Raw genomic sequence first — 21,914 nt, 5'->3', positions numbered from 1 at the left:
TAGCTATACAATATAATATGCTATGTAAAATGAAATGTTCTTAATAAATAATTTTTTAGTTGATTTCTAATGAGAATATTCTGTAAATAGTATATAAGAGTTAATTTTTATGTGCTAAGATAAGTATATAAAATTAATTTGAAATAATTTACACATGGAGGAGGAGAGATTTTATGAAGAAAATACTTTGTTATGGTGATTCTAATACTTATGGTTATATTCCTGGAACTGGAGAAAGATATACAAGCAAGGAACGATGGACAGGAATATTACAGGATTTATTAGGAGACGGATTTTGTGTTATAGAAGAAGGATTAAATGGTAGGACAACTGTATTAGATGATCCAGAGGACCCCTTTAGAAATGGAGCAAAATATTTTGAAGAATGCATTAAGCTACATTATCCAATAGATTTGATTATTATAATGCTTGGAACTAATGATTTAAAATTAAGATTTAATGCAACATCTAGCGAAATTGCTAATGGAGCTGGAACTTTAGTAAAGATTGCTTTAAGCACTACAGAAAAAGAAAGTGAAACTAATGATTCAGCAGAAATATTACTAGTGTCTCCAATACATGTTGCTGAAACCATGAATGAAGAAGAATTTGGATATATAAGAAGTCATAAAATATCAAAAGAGTTAGCACCTAAGTATGAAAAAATCTCTAAAAGCTTAGGGGTTGAATTTATGAACGCAGCGTTAATTACTGAAGCTTCTAAAATTGATTCACTTCATCTTTCAAAGAAAGGGCATAAAGATTTAGCAAAAGCATTCGAAAAAATATGTAGGGAAATATTAACTTAATTCGAAGTATAAACCAATAATTTTTAATAAATTTAAATAATATTTATTTAGTAGATGGTGGATAAATGAAAAGAAATGCAAGCTATGTACAATGAAGATATTAGAATTTTATTCTTTTGTGGAGGCGAAACTTTCTTATGGGAGGATTCAGGTAAAAATATAAGAGATTTAGTTAAGGAAGCTAAGGAAATAGTTTTTTTAATTGTAAATATAGTTACTAATGGAACTATAGAATTAGATTTACCAGATGTGGATATTATATTTTTAAGCTTAGATGGATTAGAGAATAATCATAATTTTATTAGAGGAAATACATTTGATACAATATTAAAAAATGTGGAGAAAGAAAATAATTCTAATATTTGCGTATATATGGCTGTAAATAATAAAAATCTTTCAGATATAGAAGGTGTATGTAGACTTGTTAAGGAAAATAAAAATCTAAAATCTATTTCTTTTAATTTACATACTCCATATGAGTGAACAAATGATTTAGTATTAAGTAAAGAGGAAAAGAGTTTAGCTATAGAAGAAATTAAAAGAATGATAAAAGAAAAATATCTGTTTTTAATTTAACTACAGCTTTAGACTATTATAAAGAAGAAAATTGGAAAAGACCATGTTATCAATGTATTATTTCAGAAGAAAAGAAAAGGTACACTTGTGGAAGATGTATTGAAATAGAAGGGCTTTGTGAAGAATGTGGATACCTTTTTGCAAATGAATTTACTTTATTATGCCAAGGTAAGCCAGTAGTTATATTAGATATGATAAGAACTTATTTAAAGTATGTTTAGGGGGAATTATGGTAACAAACATTTTTAGAATTATAGCAACAAGATCTTTTAAAGCTATAAGTTTTACTAACAAAATAGAAGAAATGGATTCTAATATGAAAGAATTAGGACTTTATGTTCATATACCTTTTTGTGAAAAATTATGTCCTTTTTGTCCCTATAACAAAGTTGAATTTGATAAAAACTTAGCTAATGAGTATAAAGATGCATTAATAAAAGAAATTGAAAATATGGGTGTTTTTTATGGTGAAAAAAATATAACTAGTGTCTATTTTGGAGGTGGGACACCAGCTTTAATGATAGATAGCTTAGGGGAAATAATTAAAGCTTTAAAATATAATTTTAATATAAAAGCTAATATAGGAATAGAACTTCATCCAAGAGATATTAATGAAATAATGTTAAGAAGCTTAATAGATATAGGATTTGATATGGTTAGTATAGGTATTCAATCCTTTAATAAAGATAACTTAAAAACTTTAGGCAGAGAGTATATAAATGGAGCTGAGAAAATAAATTTAGTAAAAAATGCTGGATTTAAGGTTATAGATGTGGATTTAATATTTGGAATTAAAGGACAAACTAAGGAAAATTTAATAGAAGATTTTGAAATTGCAATTAAAAATGGTGCAACTCAAGTATCAACATATCCTTTTATAGATTTTTCTTATGCGAAGAATAAAAGTAAGCCTATGGGAAAATATGAAAAGAAAGAGCTATTACAATCTTTAGAAAGTATAAGTGAAAATTTAGGTTTAAAAAGAACGTCTGTATGGACATTTGGAAAAGAAGGTATTTCTAAATATTCATCAATAACTAGAGATTCTTATATAGGATTTGGACCAAGTGCAGCTACATTAACAAATAACTATTTTAAAATTAATACATTTTCAGTACCTGAATATATAAAGGTTATGGACACTAAGTTAACTGCTACATCATTAACTATGGATTTTACAAAAAGAGTTAGAGCTTTGTATTGGGGATTTTGGAATGCTTATACATTAGAATTTAATAGTAAATCATTTAAAGATTTATTTAATGAGGACTTAGATAAGTTCTTTAAAATAGAGTTATTTCTAGCAAGAGTTTTAGGGATGATAGAAAAAATAGATAGTGGTTATAAATTAACTAAAAGAGGGACGTATATATACCATTTATTAGAACAGCATTATACACATCAGTATATAGATAAAACTTGGAGAATATGTAGTAATGAGCCTTGGCCTAAGGAAATAAAATTATATTAGAAATAAATAATTTAGTTATGGGATATACATAAATATATACTCTATAAAAATATAGATTGTAGTATATGACAAAAAATAAGGTAGTTTTTGACAAAACTATATCTTTAGAAAAATAAATTTAAATAATAGTTTATAAATAAACCAGCAAATTATTTTATTGCTGGTTTATTTTAGTTTCCTTAAAAAATTAAATTACAAGTAATTATAGAATTTTATAAGGTATATGTTTAAGTATTTAAGTTTTAATTTAAATAATATGAAATAAGTTTACCAGTAAATTTATTTAATGTAATTGAAATTACAGTTTCTGATGAATAGTCTTTAAAATAAGCAGTATAAGTATCGTTAATATAGAAATGAGAAAATTTTACAGAATCCTTATTATTTATAGGTATTTTAGAAAAATAATCTAAGGCAGAAGATTTTAACTCATCAGAAGATAAGATTTGAGTATCTTCATAATCTATATCCTTAAAATTATAGTAGTCAATATGATAAGGATAAGATGTCTGTATGTTAAAAGATACCATATAGTTTAATGATGGATTCTCTTTTTCTCTAAAAGATATATCGGCTATATTATTATTTGATATTTTATAAAAGCTAACTTCAGGTACATAATCTGAAATTTTAAATTCATTACTAAAAAGTGTAGTTAATAGTTCTTCAGATTTATCTATAAGCTTTAATTTGCTTATTTCTGTTAATTTAGCATTTGAAGTATAGTTATGTGGGGTAATTTCTTTTGTATAAATAATGTCAGTTTTTATAGGAGAATAGTTATAAAAAAATAATAATATTAAGGAAATAAAAAATGGAAAAATAAAATACTTTAAAACTTTCATATAAAATCTCCTTTAAAAATTAATTTTATAGTAGTACCTTTATTAGGTATGCTAGAAATATAAAATTTAATATTTAATATTTCAATAATCTTTGAACAAATTGCAAGGCCTAAACCAAATCCTCCAATAGAGTGTACTCTAGATTTATTTATCATATAGAAAGGTTCAAATATTTTGTCTAAGTCTTCTTTTGGAATACCTATACCAGAATCTTTTATTACTAAAGAATTTTTATTAAGAACTATAATAATCTTTTTTTCTAAGGTATTATGGTTAGATATTGCTTTAATTGAGTTATCTATAAAATTAGATAGTAATGTAGTTAATAAATATTTATCAGTTTTTATTATAAAATCAAATCCATGTATAGAAAAATCTATATTATGTTCTATAAGTTTAATTTTAATAGTATTTTCAATATCTTCTAATACAGAGAGAACATGTACATCTTCTATATCAAGATTTGATTTATCAAGAGTTATAAGCTTTATTAAGTTTGTTGTTAATGATTCTATTCTTTTTCCATCATTATAAATTGTTTCAAAGGATTTATGAATTAAATCAATATCTTTAATTTTTTTATTAATTATGAGACTAGAGTATCCTATGATAGATGTTAATGGAGTCTTTATTTCATGGGTAAGATTATTAATAAAACGTTGTTTTGATAAATTTTCTTTACTTAATAATGCTATTTTATTCTTAATTTCTTCGCTCATTAAATTAAAATTAGTAGAAATAGTGTTAAGTTCTTTAATATCACTAGAATATGAAAGTTTTTTGTTGAAGTTCCCCTTTATTATTTCGTCTATATTATTACTAAGAATAGATAAGGGTTTAGTTATATCAGAGGAAATTAAATATATTATAAGTAAAAATATTAAAATAAAAAGAAAATTTAATTCAAATAAAATAATAATATTATTATTTTGAGTATTATATAAAGAATCAATATTATTTATGTATGTAAAACTAAAATTTTGATTATTAAATGAAATTGGTTTGCTTATAATTAAATTGTTAGTTTTATTAAAATTTAGTATAATATAATTGGCCTTATCATTATCGAAAGAAAATAATTTATTTGGTAAATTAAAGTTATTAGAATTAGAAGAATAGATTATCTTATTATTTTTAGTTCTAAATTCTAAATTAATAGAAGGGTTTTGTATAATACTTAAATAATTATCACTTTTAATTGATATAATTTCTTCAGTAGTTAAAAATAAATTATTTAAATTTTCACCACTTTTGATATTTGAATATATTACAGCATATTCTCTAAAACTTTCATCAATAGCTTTTTGTATAGAAGTATTAAATGTTGATTTAATTAAAAAACAACCTGAGATATTTAAAGTTATAAAAAAAAGAATACCGAAATTTATAAATAATTTGTTTTTTAATTTCATAAAATTACTCCCTTAGTTTATAACCTACTTTATAAACAGTTACAAGATAGTTTTTTAAGTTAAGTTTTTCACGCAACTGTTTTACATGCATATCTACAGTTCTGGTTTCTCCATAAAAATCATATCCCCATACAGTATTTAATAAACATTCTCGGCTAAGAACAACATTTATATTTTTAATAAATTCAACAAGTAGATTATATTCTTTAACAGTTAAAGAAATTTCATTATTATTATTTTTAACAATTCGTTCATTAGTTAAAATAGTTATATGCTGAAACCTTAATATATTAGTATCATCAGAATAATAATTAGTTTTTCGTCTTAAAATAACTTCTATTCTTGCTAAAAGTTCCAGAGGTTCAAAGGGTTTTGTTATATAATCTTCAGCTCCTAATTTAAGTCCTAAAATTTTATCCTGTAAGCTACATTTAGCTGTTAAAAATATTACAGGAATTTTTTTATGTTTTATTTCTTGAAATAATTTAAGACCATTCATTTTAGGAAGCATTATATCTAAAAGAATTAAGTCAAAATTAAATTCATTAATTAAATTAAGAGCAATTTCTCCATTTGAAGCCTCCATAGTTGAGTAGTTTTCAAGTTTTAGTGTAAGTACAATTAAATCACGTATTGATTTTTCATCATCTACAATTAATATATTTGCCATAAGTCACCTTCCATATAGAAATTTCACTATAAATTATAATAATTTAAAAATATTTAATTAACAATAGAAATAAAAAATTTACAACTTTATTACAACTTTATATTATCTTTAATATAAATAAACTTTAAAATTACTTAAAGATAATTTTTATCAAACATATGAATCTGTTAAGTTGATATGAAAAAATAGCTTGATTTTTCATAGAATTACTTGCTCTTTGAAAATTATATAAGTTTGAATGTTTTATTGTATGGCAAATAAGCCTACAATAGCATTGATTTTTTGCAGGTTAATCAAAGGTATTAAATTTAATTAAGATGCTGAAAACCAAGAGTTTTTAGAAAAGCTATCGCTGGCGAAGCCGGCAACTTCTGCTGGAGTACAGTTATTTAATGATCCATGTGGTCTAATAAAGTTATAGTGAAAGATAAATAAATATATAAGGTTATTAGCTTTTTGAAAAGAGTTGAATCCTTTCTTGGTTTTATACCAGGCTTTAAATGTTTTATTAAATGATTCAATTAAATTATTATTTGTATCACTAGACATTGGAGCTACAGGAATATGAGTTGTATTGGGCAATAGCGTAGCCACGGCTTCATTATATGAAGGTAATCTATCAGTTATAAAATTAGCTGGTTCACCAAATTTTTTAGCTTCATTTACCAATGCGTATGCTGAATCAGAACTTCTAGATTTAGTTAAATGAAATGCTAAAATAAATCTAGTTTCTGAATCAATAGCTAACCAAAGGTAGTATCTTTCACCATTAATAAATACTACTGTTTCATCAGCGTGCCAATCGTCAGATTGTAAGTTTAAACTAGCTTTAAATTTATCAGCCTTTTGTTTAAAGAAAGGTGCAAATTTATTAGTCCAACTGGCTATCGTGACATGAGATACTTTAATTCCAGAGTTAATCATCAAGAATTGAGAAATGGCTCTTGTTGATGAATTATTTAAAAAATATAGTGTTAATGCAGTTAGTATTACATGTAGCGGAAAACGCATTCCTTTCATTGAAAGGGAACCACTAACTAATTCACTAGAAGCTGTATCAATATTGGTGGTGTGATGTTTTACTATTATGTGATTACACTTCTTGTTATTGCACTTATAGCGATTGTAATGTTTATATGCATGATGTAAGTAAGTTCCCTTACCGCATCTAGGACATTTAGGATTATTTAGTTTAGGACGTCCGTCACCGTCGCCTAGGACGAATTGGCGCTTACACTGCTTACATTGATACTTTTGTTTAGCCTGCTTATTCATACCAAACTTATATAGTTTATCAGAATTACAGCGTGGGCATTTTATATTAGTTTTGCTCATTGTTCTTCTCTCCTTTTCGAAGGGGGTATTATTTAGTCTTGCAAACCTATTGTATTTCCTTGGGTTGAGAAGAGCAATGTTCATATAACTTAACAGATCGAAACATATGAGGAGGGGGAAATAATGAATAATGTAGAGAGAAAAGCTTATAATGGAAGATATAAAAATCAAAGAAAGAAATGTAAAGTTAAAAACTCTAATATAAATAAATTAAAGAAAAAAAGGTATAGAAGAAGAGTAAGAAATAAAATTATATTTAAATTTATAATGATTAGCTTATTTGTTACTATATTAATAGTAATAAAAAATAATATAAGTAATTATAAAGCTGAGAAAAGTAAAGAAAATGCAAAAAATGAGATAGTAACAACAATTGTAGATGATAAATCTAATGATAATAAAGATACGGAACCTAAGAAACAAGAAAGATATGAAAAACAAGAAGAGATAAAGAAATCAGATCCTCACGAAATAATGCCCAATAGTAATGTTACATATGAGGGGGTAACATATGCAATGGATGCTAGTGATGTAAAAGCTATGCTTTATGGTACATATGCAGGATCAAAAAAATATGTTTTTTTAACTTTTGATGATGGTCCAAGCCCTAATACAGAAAAGGTATTAGATATTTTAAAAGAAAATAATGTTAAAGGAACATTTTTTGTGCTTGGAAGTATGATAGAGGCATCAACAGAAGCACAGAAAACTTTAAAAAGAATTATAAAAGAAGGTAATGCACTAGCAAATCATACATATACACATAATCTTTCAACTTTATATCCAAGAAATACTATTGACATAAATTATTTTATGGAAGAAGTTAATAATACAAATAAGTTAATGAAAAAAATACTTGGAGAAAACTTTAACACAAAGGTTTTAAGAATGCCAGGTGGTTATATGAGTAGAAAATACTATAATGATCCTTCATTACCAGCATTTGATGATAAACTAAATTCAGAAGGAATTGTTAGCATAGATTGGAATACATTAAATGGAGATGCTGAGGGAGTAGAATATACAGTTGAAGAGATGGTTAATAAGGTTAAAGAAGGTGCTAAAGAAGTCAATCAATCAATAGTTTTAATGCATGATACATATGGTAAAGAGAAAACAGTAGAGGCATTACCAGAAATAATTAATTATTTTAAATCTCAAGGATACGAATTTAGAACTATAAAATAAATATATTTTGCTAAATTCTTTATATATAGTATAGAAAAATATTTTAAGGTATAATAATATTAATGAAATACATATAAGGAATGGAGTGTAAAATATGAAAAAAGTAGAAGAAAGATTTTTAGAATATATTAAAATAGATACTAAGTCAGATGAAACTACAGGATTAACTCCAAGTACAAAAGGACAATTAAAATTAGCAGAAATTCTTGCAGAAGAACTTAAAAAAATAGGTGTAAACAAAGTTGAAATAAGTGAAAATGGGTATGTTTATGCAGTATTAGAAAAAAACTGTGATAAAAATATACCTACAATAGGGTTTATAGCCCATATGGATACGGCACCAGATTACTGTGGACTTAATGTTAATCCACAAATAGTTCAAAACTATGATGGAGGAGATATAAAGTTAAATGATGAGGTAATTTTATCACCTAAATTTTCTCCAGAGCTTAGAGATTATATAGGAAAGACTCTTATAACTACGGATGGAACAACACTTTTAGGGGCAGATGATAAGGCTGGAATAGCGGAAATAATGACAGCTATTGAATATTTAGTTAACCATCCAGAAATAAAACATGGTGATATTAAAATAGGTTTTACACCAGATGAGGAAATAGGAGAAGGAGCAGATCACTTTAATGTTGAAATGTTTAAAGCTGATTTTGCTTATACAATAGATGGTGGAGCAATAGGAGAGTTAGAGTTTGAAAACTTTAATGCAGCTGGAGTAAAGGTTGAAATTAAAGGCGTTAATGTTCATCCAGGATATGCAAAAAATAAAATGATTAACTCAATTATGGTAGCCCATGAATTTATAAATAAATTACCATTAAATGAAGTACCAGAAAAAACAGAAAAATATGAAGGCTTTTCACATCTTACAGATATAAAAGGAAGCATAGAAAAAACAACATTAGATTTTATAATAAGAGATTTCTTTGCAGATACTTTTGAAGAGAGAAAAGAAAAATTTAAAGAAATAGAAAAAGAATTAAATGAAGTTTATGGTGAAGGTGTAGTAACAGTAAAGGTAAAAGAACAATATAGAAATATGAAGGAAAAAATAGAGCCAATAATGCACATAGTTGAAACAGCTAAAAAAGCAATGGAAGATGCAAATGTAACTCCAAAGGTAAAACCAATTAGAGGTGGTACAGATGGGGCAAGACTTTCATATATGGGATTACCAACACCAAATTTATTTGCTGGTGGAGAAAACTTTCATGGTAAATATGAATATATTCCAATAGAATCAATGGAGAAAGCTGTAGAAGTAATACTTAATATAGTTAGAATTTATTCAGAGAAATAAAAATTTAAAATTAAAACTCTAAAATAAAACTATTTATTTAGTTTTATTTTAGAGTTTTTTTATTTTAAGAAAGTATATCAATATCTAGATTGTAGATAACATAATTAAAATTTTAAAATTAGGTATATTAACTTAAAAATAAAGTAGGTGGTTTATAGTTTCTACCACAAGTTTTAGAAAATAAATATGTAAAAAATAAGATATTAAATAGTTTACAATAATATTTTTATGGTATATATTGTAAATAAAGAGTGGGATATATATTTGGAATTGGAATTCAGAAAGTTTTAAATAATAAGGAGGTGGAGATATATAGTGAAGTAGTTTAAAGGATAGGATTTATATAAAAGGGGGATATAAGATGAGAGTAGAAGAAAGTAAAAACTTAAATATTAAATTAAGTGTCTTAATAACTTTGTTTATGATTTTTTCTTTATTTTCAAATTTAAGTACACCTATACAAGCAGAAACTACTAGAAAAGAATATGTTACTACTGTAAATGATCATACAATAGGAGATGAATTATTTCAGTTTAAATTTTCCTCAGGATGGATAGAAAGTACTGGAGTTAATTCTTTTTATAATGGAGATGAATATTGGACAAATGCAACTAAAAGTTTTCAGCCAAGTTATAGATTAAAATTTTATGGAAATAAGGTTGAGCTTTATGGAGTAAAAGAACAAACATCCGCAATATGCGAAGTTTCTATTGATGGAGGTGATATCGAAGAAGTAGATCCATATAATCCAACTAGGGTAACTGGACAAAAAATATATGAAAAGTCTGGACTTACTGATGATGAGCATATTTTAGAATTAAAGATTACTTATAGAAAAAATCAAGCTTCAAAAAATTATAATGGAGAAATTGATTTTGCAAAGGTATATCATAAAGAAATTCCAGCAACAGGAGTAGAGATGAATAAAGAAAGTATTCAAATAGAAGTAGGAATGACAGATTCAATAAAAGCAAAGGTTTTACCAAGTTATTCAACTGAAAAAAATATTGTTTATTTAGTTGAAGACGAAAGTATTGCAACAATTACAGAAGATGGAGAAATAACAGGAATAAAAGAAGGTAAAACCAATATAATAGCAACTATTGAAGGAACTGAAATAGTTGGAAAAACACATTTAACAATAATTAAAGCAGGATTACCTTTAGGAGCTTCAATTGGTTCTACAGATTTTCATTATCTTCAAAAAAATTACGATGATATAAAATCATTAAATAAAACAACTTGGAATGATATAGCATGGATTGGAGATGAATTAAATTCTAAAATTGTAACTTGGACTAAAGACTCTAATGTTAATAATGTAATTATAAGTTCAAGTAATTTTGCTAATGAAAATGGGGATGTTATAGGGTCAATTAATGTAGAAATTTCCTGGCTTAAAGAAACATTAGCAAATATAGGACGTGGAAATCCTTCAGCTCCTGTAGAATTATTTCCAGATATAATTCATAATAAAGGAGATTTAGATATTGAAGCAAACAAAGTAGCTTCTGCATGGGTTAATATTACTATTCCAAGAGATGCAAAACCTGGTATATATAATGGAACAATTACAGTAAGTGCAGAGGGGTTAGATACACCATACGTATTTAATTATTCATTTGAAGTAGTAAACCTTGTACAACCACTTCCAAAAGAAACTAAAACACAAATGGAAATATGGCAACATCCATATGCCGTTGCAAGATATTATGGAGTACAAAAGGAAGAGTTATTTACAGAAAATCATTTTAAGTATTTAAGGCCAAGTTTAGAGGAATATCGTGATATGGGAGGAAGAGGAGTTATTGCGCATATAGTTGAAGAAGCTTGGAATCACCAATCATATGACAGTGACCCTTCAATGGTAAAATGGACTAAGAGTTTAGATGGAACATTTAAATTTGATTACATAGACTTTGACAGATGGATTCAATTTAATATTGACTTAGGTATAATAAATCCAAAAGATGGATTTGGACAAATAAAGTGTTATAGTATAGTTCCTTGGAATAATAGAATTGAATATTACAATGAATTAACAGGAGAAAAAGAATCTATAAATCCAACGCCAGGAACAGCAGAATGGAGAGTTCCATGGACTGAATTTTTAAGTAACTTTATGAATCATCTTGAAGAAAAGGGCTGGTTTAATATAACATACATTTCTATGGATGAAAGAAGTATGAAGGATTTAATAGCAAGTGTTGATTTAATAGAAAATATAAGAAATAGTAATGGAGAATCATTTAAAATATCTTCTGCTATGAATTATCAAAGTGGAAATGATTATTCATTTTTAGATAAGATTGATGATATATCCATTGGATTATCTCATATAAATCATAATTCTGAAGATATGAAAAATATGGCTAAACATAGACAAGAAGCAGGATTATTAACTACTATTTATACTTGTACAGGAGATTATCCAAATAGTTTTACAATTAGTGATTCATCAGAAAGTGCTTGGACAATGTGGTATTCTCTTTCACAAAATACTGATGGATTTATGCGTTGGTCTTGGGACGGATGGGTTGAGGATCCATTAGAAAATGTATCATATAAATATTGGGAGCCAGGAGATCCATGGCTTATATATCCAGCTGAAAAAAATAGTGAAACTAAAACATTCTATTCTACCCCAAGATATGAAAGATTAAAAGAAGGTATTAGAGATATAAATAAGGCTAAATATCTTATGGAAAACTCAAAAGAATTAAAAGGAGAAATTGAAGCTTTAGTTAAATCTTTAAAGAGGGCTAATAAGGGGAATAATGGATATGGATCAGCAGTAGCAGCAACAGAAAAGGATCGTGAATTAACAAATAATGAGGTTAAGAGAATGCGTAACGGTATAAATGATTTTGCAAAACAATATATAGAATCAAAGGGAGTTTCAGTAGAAAGTGTAGCTTCAAAACATATGGGAAACATGTTATACTGAAAAGGCCAAACACTCAGATGGTAATGAACAAAATCTAGTAAATAAACTTAGAAATTCAGAAAGTTATATTCCAGAGTTTGAATTAGTAGCCACTATAAATGAAGTTATAATAGGGCATATTATGTTTACAAAAATATTTATAGTGGATGAAGATAAAAAATATAAATCTTTGGCATTAGCACCTTTACCAGTATTGCCATAATACCAAAATAATGAGATTGGAAATAAGCTAGTTAATATAATTTTAAATGAAATATAAAAATAAATGGAAAATAATAGGTTTGTAAGATATAATTAAATTGTATCTTAATTAGTAGAATGTAAATGTATATTATTATGATAGTAATAAAGTTTTATCTTAACTAGTGGAAAAGTCGCTTAGGCGACTTATTTTATTTTAAGGAGGATTTTATGAGTTCTTTAGGAAATTTATTGAAAATGTTATACATATTAAAAAGAGGACAAAAAGTAAAGGTAAAAGATCTAGCAGAAGAGCTTGAAGTAGATCATAGACAGATTAGAAGGTATAAAGAAGAACTTTCTGAGTATTTCGATATACAATCTATAACAGGTCCAAATGGTGGGTACATATTATGTGATGAATATTTTCCTTTTAAAGATATATTAACGGAAAAGGAAATTAACAATTTAAAAAGAGCAATAGATACTGTAAGTTATTCAGAAGAATATGAATTAGGAAAAGCAATAGATAAGATAAACTTTACTATACTAAATTCCCAAAGTGAATCTTTAATTAGTGAGCAAATAATACCATATTCAAGGCCTAAGATGGAAATTGAAAAAATTAATAAAATGTATAATGAAATTAATTTATCAATTTTAAGTTGTAAGGAAATTATTATAGTTTATGTTGATAACAAGGGAAGTTTAACACGAAGAGCAATACAACCACATAAATTTTTAAGATTCAAAGGAGAATATTATATTATTGCTACTTGTAAATTAAGAAATGAAATTAGATATTTTAAGTTAGTAAGAATTAAAGAGTATATTTTAACAGAGAAAAGATTTGAAAAAATGAAAAATATAGATGAGTTAATAAATGAATATAAGGAAAATAGCATAGGAATATTTGGTGGAAATGAAATAGAGGTAGAATTAGAAATAAATCCCCCAATGGCAAACACTATAAAGGAAAGAATTTGGGTTGATAATCAAGAAGTTATAGAGCTAGAAGATGGAAAAATACTATTTAAAGCTATTATGAAATTAGGACCAGAGCTTATATCTTGGGTTTTAAGTATGGGAGATTCAGTAAAAATAAATTCTTCCGAAGAGTTAAAAAGACAAGTAAGAATAAAAGTGGAAAATATTTTTAAAAATTTATAATTATAGCCATTATATGTCCTTAATATATAGTAATATTTAATTAAAGATTTTTTATTAAGAATATTTACAAAAAATAAATAATATTATATCATAATACTATACTGGTAAATAAAGGAGGAATTGTATGAGAATATTAGTGGAGATTATAACTGAAAAAATACCATTAAATAACAATAGATATTTAACACTAAGTCTTATAAAAAACGTATTAGAAAAACAAAGCCCAGAATTGTTTAAAGCTATGTATGAAGATGATGAAAATTATAATTATAGAACAAAACCATTTACATACTCATTAAAGCTAAATGATTTTAAAATTGTGGGGGATGAATTTGAACTAAAGGGAAACTCAACTATAAGTATATCAACTCCAGATCCTGTATTAGGAAGCATATTGTATAATGGTTTTTTATTAACTAAAGAATATGAATATAATAAAAAATATAAGCTTAGCATAGGTAGAGTAACTTTACTTAAGGAGAAAAAAGTAATTTCAAATGAAGTTCTATTTAAAACACTTTCTCCATTAGTTATTAAAAATCGAAGAGGTGAATTTTTAAAGATTGATAATGAAAATTATGAAAAAGAGCTTAATTATATTGCAAATAAAGTTTTAGAATCATATAGAGGCTTTGGGTTAAAGGAGAGCTTAATATTTCAACCTATTTTAATGAAGAAAAGAGTAGCTAAAGAAAAAATTGAAAAATTCACTAAAGAAACTAATAAAGATATATTTTATATAACAGGATATGAAGGTGTTTTTAAATTAACTGGTAATAAAGAAGATTTAAACTTAATATACAATTTAGGTTTAGGAGTGAGAAGAAGTTCAGGCTTTGGAATGTTACAAATAGTATAGGAGGGGAGTAAGTGGCTAAAGTTAGAATAGAGTTATCTGATTGGATGAAAAATGCCGGTATAGTTGGATTTGTAAAAATTATTAATCATAGATTAAATGGTTCTAGTCAAATAGATTTAAAATCAAATTATATTGAATTTGATACAGAGATTTTAGAAAATTTTGAAGAAGTATATTTTGAATATTTAATATACAAATATAAAGAGTTTATTTCAATAGAAAAAATAGTTTCTAAATACGATTATATTAACCTACTACTTTCAAAGGAAGTGGATGAAAAAGATCTGGCAATATTAAACTCTCATATTAAATATACAAAAGAAAGACTTAAATCAGCAAGCTATAAAAGTGCATATGAAATAATAAATGATTCTAGCTATAATCTTCTAGAAAAGGAAAAACAGTTAAAAGAAATTAAGATTAAGAAAAAGCAAAGTATATCAGATGTATCTGAGGATATTAAACTTCAATGTAATTTATTAAAGGAAATAATAGAATATTTAAATGAAGAAAATGTAAGAAAAATAATAGCAGCTAAAAATGTTATTTATGATGTTATACAAGGATTTTGGTCAGATGTAAGTTTTTTAAATAAAAATAATAATAAGAAAAATATGTATGAATGTTATATAAATGACTTTATAAATCCTGTAATAAATTATGAATCAAGTAATTTAGAAAAAGCTAAATATACTTGTTTTACATGTGATAATAAAATACAAAAATTATCAAAACCTTTTGCATATGATATTACTTGGATTACAAAGATGGGGGTAGATGGTAGCAGAAAATCATCTCATTATTGGAACTTCCAAAGTGATTCTAATATTTGTCCTATTTGCAATTTAATATATTCATGTATACCAGCAGGGTTTTCAGTATTAAATGGAAAAGGTCTTTTTATTAATAATAATAAATCCATTAGCAAGATTATAAGTGCGAATAATTTAATTTTATATAGTGGTAAAAAAATAGATGAGTTAGAGCAAGAATCATATTTTAACATAATAGATTCTATGGAAGACAAAAGTGTAAATGAAGTTAATAGTGAAATAGAAAATATTCAGATAGTAAAATTTGATAAATCAAATAATTCTAGGCCATACACTTTTAATGTATTATCTAAAAATAAACTTGAGATAATAAGTAAAAATAAGAAACAATTAAGTGCATTAATAGGGAAAAGTGTAAAGATTGCAAAGGATTATTATATAAATATATATTCAGAGGTAATATTAAGAATTTATAATGGTAAAAATTTATTTGATTTAATAGCATTATTAACAAGATTAAGAATATCAGGTGAATATAAAAATTCAAAAATAATTTATATATTAATAAGTTTAAATAATAATTTAATGGAGGGAAAATATAAGGTGTGGTATAAGGATATTGATAAATTTAGAGACTATGGTATTAAACTAAGACAGATATATGGTAGAAATGATGAAAATAAAATTCCAGGAATAGCATATAGACTTCAAAATGCGTTAAAGGTTAAAAATGAATCAAGATTTATGGATACATTATTAAATGCATATACATCAAGGAAACAACCAATACCAATTGATTTTATAGAGGCTTTAAAGGATGTTAATAAATTTCAAACTATAGGATATGCATTTTTAATAGGGCTTCAAGGTGGTTTAGAAAATAGAAATCAAGAAAATAATGGGAATAATATAGAGGAGGATAATAAGTAATGGAAAAGAAGGGACTAACAGCATCATTTATATTTGAAGCAGAAAGTGCAAACTATGGAGAAGGGGTAGGAAATGTAACAGCACTTAAGAAAATATCAAGAGGAGATGGAGAAGCATATTCTTATATATCAAGACAAGCTATTAGATATAATATAATAAATCAAATGGGAGAAGATAACACACCATTAGGGTTAGATGGAGAAGTATTACAATTTCATACAGATGCAACTATAAAAGATTATCCCGAAATAGATTTTTTTGGATATATGAAAACAATAAAGCCAATTAGAACAAGAAGTGCAGTGGTAAGATTATCTAATGCAGTAGCTCTAGAAAGTTTTAATGCAGATACAGAGTTTTTAACTAATAAGGGATTATTAGATAGATATAATAAAGATTTAAAAGATAAAAAAAATGGGGGAAATATAGCTCAAAGCGAAATTCATAAATCTTACTATTCATATACTATAACTATTGATTTAGATAAAGTTGGAATAGATGAAAATGATAATATTGAAATTTCAAATGAAGAGAAGGCAAAAAGAGTAAATAAACTATTAGATACAATATTATTTTTATATAGAGATATTAGAGGTAGGAGAGAAAATTTATCACCAATATTTGCAATAGGTGGAGTATATTCAATTAAAAATCCATTCTTTGAAAATAGATTAAAGATTAAGAATAACTCATTAAGAATAGAAACAATTAATTCAATTTTAGATTTAAATGAAGATATAAATAATAATACAAATATAGGATTATTAAAAGGAATTTTTAATAATGATGAATCTATTGAAAATGCTTTAAAACCAATAGAAATTGGTGAGTTTTTTAAGGAGTTAAAAAGTAAAGTAACAGAATACTATAAGTAGGTGAAATATATGAAAAGAGCAGTTAGATTAGAAATATATCAAAACTTAGTTAATTATAAAAAGCCTACTAGTTTTCAACTAAAAGAAACATATCCACTTCCACCGCCTTCTACAGTTATAGGAATGGTTCATTTTGCTTGTGATTATAAATCATATATACCTATGAATATAGGAATTCAAGGAGAATATAATTCTAAAATAAATGATTTATATACAAGATATGAATTTGCTGGAGCTTCTTATGAAGCAGATAGACATAATGTGAAGATAGACAGTAAAGAGCAAGGTAAATCATATGGTATGATGAGAGGAATTTCAACAGCTGAGTTGTTAGTAGATTGTAATTTAGTACTATATATTCAGCCTGAAGATGATAGTAAAGTAGAAGAAATATTTGAAGCATTTAAAAATCCTAGAGAATATATATCATTAGGGAGAAGAGAAGATCTTGTTCAGATAAATAAGGTGGAAATAGTAGAACTTAAAGAAGTAGAACTTGAAGAAAATATGCCTCTAGAAATGGATAGTTATATACCTGTAAGTTTAAAGAATGATATAAAGAGTAATGCAACTTTATATACCTTAAACAAAGATTATACTTTAAGAACTATAAAAAAGGGTGTAGAAACCAGAAGTTGGAATAAGATAAAAGTAATTCATGCAGTTAAAGGTAGTACCGTTATAGATGAATATACAAGCTTAAACAAAGACTTAGTAAATAATTCAGTAGTATTTTTATTGTAGGGTATGATTATTCATACCCTTTTTAAAAGGGAGGATTTATGGAAAATAGAGCTTTAGCAAAAACTAAAGATGAAGAAACAATAATTAGTCATACAGAAAATTTAATTAATAACTATAAATTACTTAAAGAAATATACCCCGAAATAGAAAATATAGATTGGAATATATTAGATTTGGCCTGTAGATATCATGATATAGGTAAACTTAATACTAAATTTCAAAATAAGTTATTAGAGAAACTTGGATATGAAAAATTAGAAGATGAACTAATAGAGATAGAAGAGGTTCCACATGGATATTTAAGTCCTGCATTTTTAAATGCTAAAGAAATAGAAGAAAATTATGGAGAAGATAATCTTAAAATATTATGTCAGGCTATATTTTATCATCATAATAGAGAAAAACCAAAGGATTTTACAGATATAAAAACTGTTATAAATGAAGATCTTACTAAATATTTTAAAGAGTTTAGTTACAGTAGAATAGAGAAAATAGAAAAACTAAATGATAGATATTGGAAAAAAATTAGAGATAGACTACCAAATTATGATGAGGAAGATGATTATGTAAATAAGAGTTTTATAATGATAAAGGGGTTATTAAATAAAATTGATTATGCAGCTTCTAGTGGTGTTTTAGTAGAGTATAAAAATGACCAGTTAGAAGAGGATACTTATAGATTCTTTAATACTCTTAAGTCTAAGCCTAATAAATTACAAAGGTTTATGGAAGAAAATAGAGGAGAAAATATTATAGCTATTGCATCTACTGGAATAGGAAAAACTGAAGGCGCTTTATTATGGATAGGTAATAATAAAGGTTTTTTTACATTACCTCTAAGAGTATCTCTAAATTCTATTTATGATAGAATCAGAGAGAAAATAGGATTTAATGAAGAAAAGTTAGGGCTTTTACATTCAGAATCAGCAAAAGAATATATGAAAAGAAATGATGGATATATAGATAAAGAGCATTTAGATGAGACTAAGCAATTATCTAAGGCATTAACTGTTTGTACACTAGATCAAATTTTAGATTTTGTTTTTAAATGTGAGGGATTTGAATTAAAACTTGCCACATTGTCTTATTCAAAATTAGTAATAGATGAAATACAAATGTATAGTCCAGAAATGTTAGGATATTTATTATGGGCATTAAAAGAATTAACAGATATGGGAGGAAAATTTGCAATAGTAACTGCTACATTTCCACCAATATTACGAGATTTGATGAGATTTCAAAATATAGTTTTTAAAGAAAACCCAACTCCATTTTTAAAGGAAGATAAATATGGAAATGTTTTTGAAAGACATAGAATGAAGGTTGTAGAAGAAAAGATAAATATAAATTATATTAAAGAAAATTATAAAGGTAAAAGAAGTTTAATTATTTTAAATACAGTTAGAGAAGCACAACGAATTTATAATGAATTGTTAGAATACGGAGTTAAAAATATAAATATATTTCACAGTAAATTTACTAAAAATGATAGAAGTATTATAGAAAAGAAAATATTAGATGCAGGTAGTGTTAATGAAGGTGTACCAAATAATCCAGAAGAGACAATTTGGATTACTACACAAGTGGTAGAAGCAAGTCTTGATATTGATTTTGATGTGTTATATACAGAATTATCTGATTTATCTGGGTTATTTCAGCGTATGGGAAGAGTGTATAGAAACAGGCAATTAGATGAAAGTACTAATGTATATGTTTATATTGGTACTAATGATGAATTACCATCAGGAATAAATAAAAAAAGTAAATCTATTATAGATTATGATATTTTTAATATTTCTAGATTAGCAATTAAAGAATTTGGAAGTAGAGAAATAAGAGAAATTGATAAAATGAATATGATAAATAATTATTTTACTTTAGATAAATTAGGAAAATGTGAATATTATCATAAAGTCAATGATACAATTAATTTTTGTAAATATTTAGAGCCATATTCATTAAATAAAAGTGATGTAAAATTAAGAGAAATAAATACTATAACAGTTATTCCTAAAATAGTTTATGAAGAAAATATAGATATTATTGAAGAAAATATTAGATTATATAATTTGGATAATAGCACTAAAGAGGTTAAAGTAAAAAGTAGAGATAAAATAGAAGGATTCACTATTTCTATACAAGATTTAGAATATAGAATGGCAAAAGAAAAATCTTTAATAGAGGGAAATTTAAAGCTAGGTAAATATGAAGAAATTGCAATTATAAATTTCCCATATAATGAAATAGGATTACAAAGACCAACTAAAGAGGAGTTTAATAATGTAGAAAATCAATTTATTTAGGAGGAGTTTATGTCTTTTGATTTTGAATTATATAAAACTCTAGGAGTTAAAATTAATTATTATTATATTTGTAAAAGAAAATTATGGCTTTTTTCAAAAGGTATATCATTTGAAAACTATAATGAAAGAGTTTTGCAAGGAAAAATAGTACATGAAAATAGTTATAAAAGAGAAAAAAATAAGGAAATAGAGATAGATGGAAATATAAAATTAGATATAATAGATAAAAATTTTGTTAGAGAAGTTAAGATAAGCTCTAAAATGGAAAAAAGTGATAGAATGCAACTTCTATATTATCTATATTATTTAAAAAGTATTGGTATAAATAGAAAGGGAAAAATAAATTACGTTAAAGAAAAAAGAGTAGATGAAATAGAGCTGACAGATAATGATTCTAAAGAGATAGAAAAAGCACTAATTGAAATAAAAGAAATAGAATCATTAAAAAAGGCACCATTAAAAATAGATAAAGCATTTTGTAGAAAATGTTCATACTATGAATTTTGTTATATAGTGGAGGAGTAGCAGTGGGTAAGGATTATTATGTTTTCTCGCCAGGTAGGATAAAAAGAAAGGATAATACAATTTATTTCATAAACACAGATGAGGAAAAGAGAGGTATACCAATTGAAAGTATAGAGAGAATACATTTTTTTAGTGAAGTAGATTTAAATAGTAAATTCATTAATTATATCTCTCAATACAAAATAATATTAAACTTTTATAATTATTATGGATTCTATTCTGGAAGTTATTATCCAAGAAAGAAAAATGTTTCAGGATTTTTATTAGTAGAACAAGCAGTAGCATATAAAGATTTAGAAAGTAGGCTCTTTTTAGCAAAAGCATTTATTGATAGTGCAATTCATCATATTTTAAGGAATATGAGAAGATATGATAAAGTTCCTAATGAATATTTTGAGAAAATAGCTGAAGAAAAAGAACGAATGTTAAAAGCCAATAGTATTCCAGAAATTATGGGTGCTGAAGGTAGAATAAGAAAGATTTATTATGAGAGCTATCAATATATATTAAAGAATGATTTTGGTTTTACAAATAGAAATAGAAGACCACCAAAGGACCCATTGAATGCATTAATTTCATTTGGTAATAGTGTTATGTATACTGCTATTTTAGGAGAAGTATATCAAACTCAATTAGATCCAACTATAAGTTATTTGCACGAACCATCTACTAAAAGATTTTCACTTATTTTAGATATTTCTGAAATATTTAAGCCATTGATTATAGATACAATAATATTTTCTTTAATTAATAATAGAAGATTAAACAATAAGGACTTTACTAATGAAGAAGGTGTTTGTTTTTTAAATGATGAAGGTAAAAAGAAATTTTTAACAGAATTTGAAAAGAAAATGGCAACGTCTATAAAACATAGAAAGCTAAAAAGAAGTGTATCATATAGACAATTAATAAAGTTAGAAGGATATAAAATAATTAAACATTTAATAAATGATGAAAAATATAAACCTTTAAAGGCATGGTGGTAAA

At 25.5% G+C, this 21,914-nt stretch carries 18 protein-coding genes; 14 read left to right on the top strand and 4 right to left on the bottom strand.

Annotated elements, in window-relative coordinates; all coding sequences use genetic code 11:
- Nucleotides 1–173: 173 nt before the first annotated feature.
- The 3 genes from CP523_RS01735 (at nt 174) to CP523_RS01725 (ending at nt 2,856) form a co-directional block, all read left to right on the top strand.
- Nucleotides 174–809 (top strand): SGNH/GDSL hydrolase family protein, encoded by a 636-nt coding sequence (locus tag CP523_RS01735; protein WP_066677343.1) that lies wholly within the window; start codon nt 174–176, stop codon nt 807–809.
- An 84-nt stretch (nt 810–893) separates the two neighbouring features.
- Nucleotides 894–1,292, top strand: coding sequence for a radical SAM protein (locus CP523_RS16270; protein ID WP_227909591.1), 399 nt, complete (start codon nt 894–896; stop codon nt 1,290–1,292).
- A gap of 322 nt (nt 1,293–1,614) precedes the next feature.
- Nucleotides 1,615–2,856 (top strand): radical SAM protein, encoded by a 1,242-nt coding sequence (locus CP523_RS01725; RefSeq protein ID WP_120140441.1) that lies wholly within the window; start codon nt 1,615–1,617, stop codon nt 2,854–2,856.
- A gap of 242 nt (nt 2,857–3,098) precedes the next feature.
- Here the strand turns inward: CP523_RS01725 and CP523_RS01720 are convergent, their stop codons facing one another.
- From CP523_RS01720 to CP523_RS01705, 4 genes are all read right to left on the bottom strand, one after another.
- Entirely contained in the window at nt 3,099–3,701 is a 603-nt protein-coding gene (locus CP523_RS01720; protein WP_066677347.1) for a hypothetical protein, read from the bottom strand.
- Entirely contained in the window at nt 3,698–5,113 is a 1,416-nt protein-coding gene (locus tag CP523_RS01715) for a sensor histidine kinase (protein ID WP_066677348.1), read from the bottom strand. Before CP523_RS01715 ends, CP523_RS01720 begins: the two co-directional genes overlap by 4 nt.
- Nucleotides 5,114–5,117: 4 nt before the next feature.
- Entirely contained in the window at nt 5,118–5,783 is a 666-nt protein-coding gene (locus tag CP523_RS01710) for a response regulator transcription factor (protein WP_066677349.1), read from the bottom strand.
- Between the two features lie 312 nt (nt 5,784–6,095).
- A complete protein-coding gene (locus CP523_RS01705; protein WP_120140380.1) occupies nt 6,096–7,118 on the bottom strand; it encodes an IS6 family transposase in 1,023 nt (340 codons plus the stop codon).
- A gap of 123 nt (nt 7,119–7,241) precedes the next feature.
- On the opposite strand from CP523_RS01705, the gene CP523_RS01700 reads away from it, so the two are divergent.
- From CP523_RS01700 to cas1b, 11 genes are all read left to right on the top strand, one after another.
- On the top strand, nt 7,242–8,306 hold the full coding sequence (locus tag CP523_RS01700; RefSeq protein WP_120140440.1) for a polysaccharide deacetylase family protein: 1,065 nt from the start codon (nt 7,242–7,244) through the stop codon (nt 8,304–8,306).
- Between the two features lie 94 nt (nt 8,307–8,400).
- Nucleotides 8,401–9,621, top strand: a complete 1,221-nt coding sequence (gene pepT / locus CP523_RS01695; RefSeq protein ID WP_120140439.1) for a peptidase T — start codon at nt 8,401–8,403, stop codon at nt 9,619–9,621.
- A 361-nt stretch (nt 9,622–9,982) separates the two neighbouring features.
- Entirely contained in the window at nt 9,983–12,568 is a 2,586-nt protein-coding gene (locus tag CP523_RS01690) for a glycoside hydrolase domain-containing protein (RefSeq protein WP_120140438.1), read from the top strand.
- A 411-nt stretch (nt 12,569–12,979) separates the two neighbouring features.
- On the top strand, nt 12,980–13,918 hold the full coding sequence (locus tag CP523_RS01685) for a helix-turn-helix transcriptional regulator (protein WP_066675702.1): 939 nt from the start codon (nt 12,980–12,982) through the stop codon (nt 13,916–13,918).
- Between the two features lie 124 nt (nt 13,919–14,042).
- Nucleotides 14,043–14,777 carry a CRISPR-associated endoribonuclease Cas6 gene (gene cas6 / locus CP523_RS01680; RefSeq protein WP_066675700.1) on the top strand — a complete coding sequence of 245 codons (735 nt, stop codon included), beginning with the start codon at nt 14,043–14,045 and terminating at the stop codon, nt 14,775–14,777.
- An 11-nt stretch (nt 14,778–14,788) separates the two neighbouring features.
- On the top strand, nt 14,789–16,480 hold the full coding sequence (gene cas8a1, locus CP523_RS01675; RefSeq protein WP_120140437.1) for a type I-B CRISPR-associated protein Cas8b1/Cst1: 1,692 nt from the start codon (nt 14,789–14,791) through the stop codon (nt 16,478–16,480).
- A complete protein-coding gene (gene cas7i, locus CP523_RS01670) occupies nt 16,480–17,355 on the top strand; it encodes a type I-B CRISPR-associated protein Cas7/Cst2/DevR (protein ID WP_066675698.1) in 876 nt (291 codons plus the stop codon). The genes cas8a1 and cas7i overlap by 1 nt, the downstream gene beginning before the upstream one ends.
- A gap of 9 nt (nt 17,356–17,364) precedes the next feature.
- Entirely contained in the window at nt 17,365–18,099 is a 735-nt protein-coding gene (gene cas5b / locus CP523_RS01665) for a type I-B CRISPR-associated protein Cas5b (RefSeq protein ID WP_066675696.1), read from the top strand.
- A gap of 38 nt (nt 18,100–18,137) precedes the next feature.
- On the top strand, nt 18,138–20,402 hold the full coding sequence (gene cas3 / locus CP523_RS01660; RefSeq protein ID WP_205687125.1) for a CRISPR-associated helicase Cas3': 2,265 nt from the start codon (nt 18,138–18,140) through the stop codon (nt 20,400–20,402).
- Nucleotides 20,403–20,411: 9 nt separating this feature from the next.
- Entirely contained in the window at nt 20,412–20,927 is a 516-nt protein-coding gene (gene cas4 / locus CP523_RS16170; RefSeq protein ID WP_066675693.1) for a CRISPR-associated protein Cas4, read from the top strand.
- 2 nt (nt 20,928–20,929) lie between these two features.
- On the top strand, nt 20,930–21,913 hold the full coding sequence (cas1b, locus tag CP523_RS01655; protein ID WP_120140436.1) for a type I-B CRISPR-associated endonuclease Cas1b: 984 nt from the start codon (nt 20,930–20,932) through the stop codon (nt 21,911–21,913).
- Nucleotide 21,914: the final 1 nt, after the last annotated feature.

Source organism: Clostridium septicum (genome assembly GCF_003606265.1).
Lineage (GTDB): Bacteria > Bacillota > Clostridia > Clostridiales > Clostridiaceae > Clostridium > Clostridium septicum.
This window is presented reverse-complemented; position numbering and strand designations above follow the sequence as displayed.

Bases quoted from the DNA above. Each gene is read 5' to 3' on its own strand.
- CP523_RS01735 (WP_066677343.1), top strand. From the start codon at position 174: ATGAAGAAAATACTTTGTTATGGTGATTCTAATACTTATGGTTATATT.
- CP523_RS16270 (WP_227909591.1), top strand. From the start codon at position 894: ATGTACAATGAAGATATTAGAATTTTATTCTTTTGTGGAGGCGAAACT.
- CP523_RS01725 (WP_120140441.1), top strand. From the start codon at position 1,615: ATGGTAACAAACATTTTTAGAATTATAGCAACAAGATCTTTTAAAGCT.
- CP523_RS01720 (WP_066677347.1), bottom strand. From the start codon at position 3,701: ATGAAAGTTTTAAAGTATTTTATTTTTCCATTTTTTATTTCCTTAATA.
- CP523_RS01715 (WP_066677348.1), bottom strand. From the start codon at position 5,113: ATGAAATTAAAAAACAAATTATTTATAAATTTCGGTATTCTTTTTTTT.
- CP523_RS01710 (WP_066677349.1), bottom strand. From the start codon at position 5,783: ATGGCAAATATATTAATTGTAGATGATGAAAAATCAATACGTGATTTA.
- CP523_RS01705 (WP_120140380.1), bottom strand. From the start codon at position 7,118: ATGAGCAAAACTAATATAAAATGCCCACGCTGTAATTCTGATAAACTA.
- CP523_RS01700 (WP_120140440.1), top strand. From the start codon at position 7,242: ATGAATAATGTAGAGAGAAAAGCTTATAATGGAAGATATAAAAATCAA.
- pepT (WP_120140439.1), top strand. From the start codon at position 8,401: ATGAAAAAAGTAGAAGAAAGATTTTTAGAATATATTAAAATAGATACT.
- CP523_RS01690 (WP_120140438.1), top strand. From the start codon at position 9,983: ATGAGAGTAGAAGAAAGTAAAAACTTAAATATTAAATTAAGTGTCTTA.
- CP523_RS01685 (WP_066675702.1), top strand. From the start codon at position 12,980: ATGAGTTCTTTAGGAAATTTATTGAAAATGTTATACATATTAAAAAGA.
- cas6 (WP_066675700.1), top strand. From the start codon at position 14,043: ATGAGAATATTAGTGGAGATTATAACTGAAAAAATACCATTAAATAAC.
- cas7i (WP_066675698.1), top strand. From the start codon at position 16,480: ATGGAAAAGAAGGGACTAACAGCATCATTTATATTTGAAGCAGAAAGT.
- cas5b (WP_066675696.1), top strand. From the start codon at position 17,365: ATGAAAAGAGCAGTTAGATTAGAAATATATCAAAACTTAGTTAATTAT.
- cas3 (WP_205687125.1), top strand. From the start codon at position 18,138: ATGGAAAATAGAGCTTTAGCAAAAACTAAAGATGAAGAAACAATAATT.
- cas4 (WP_066675693.1), top strand. From the start codon at position 20,412: ATGTCTTTTGATTTTGAATTATATAAAACTCTAGGAGTTAAAATTAAT.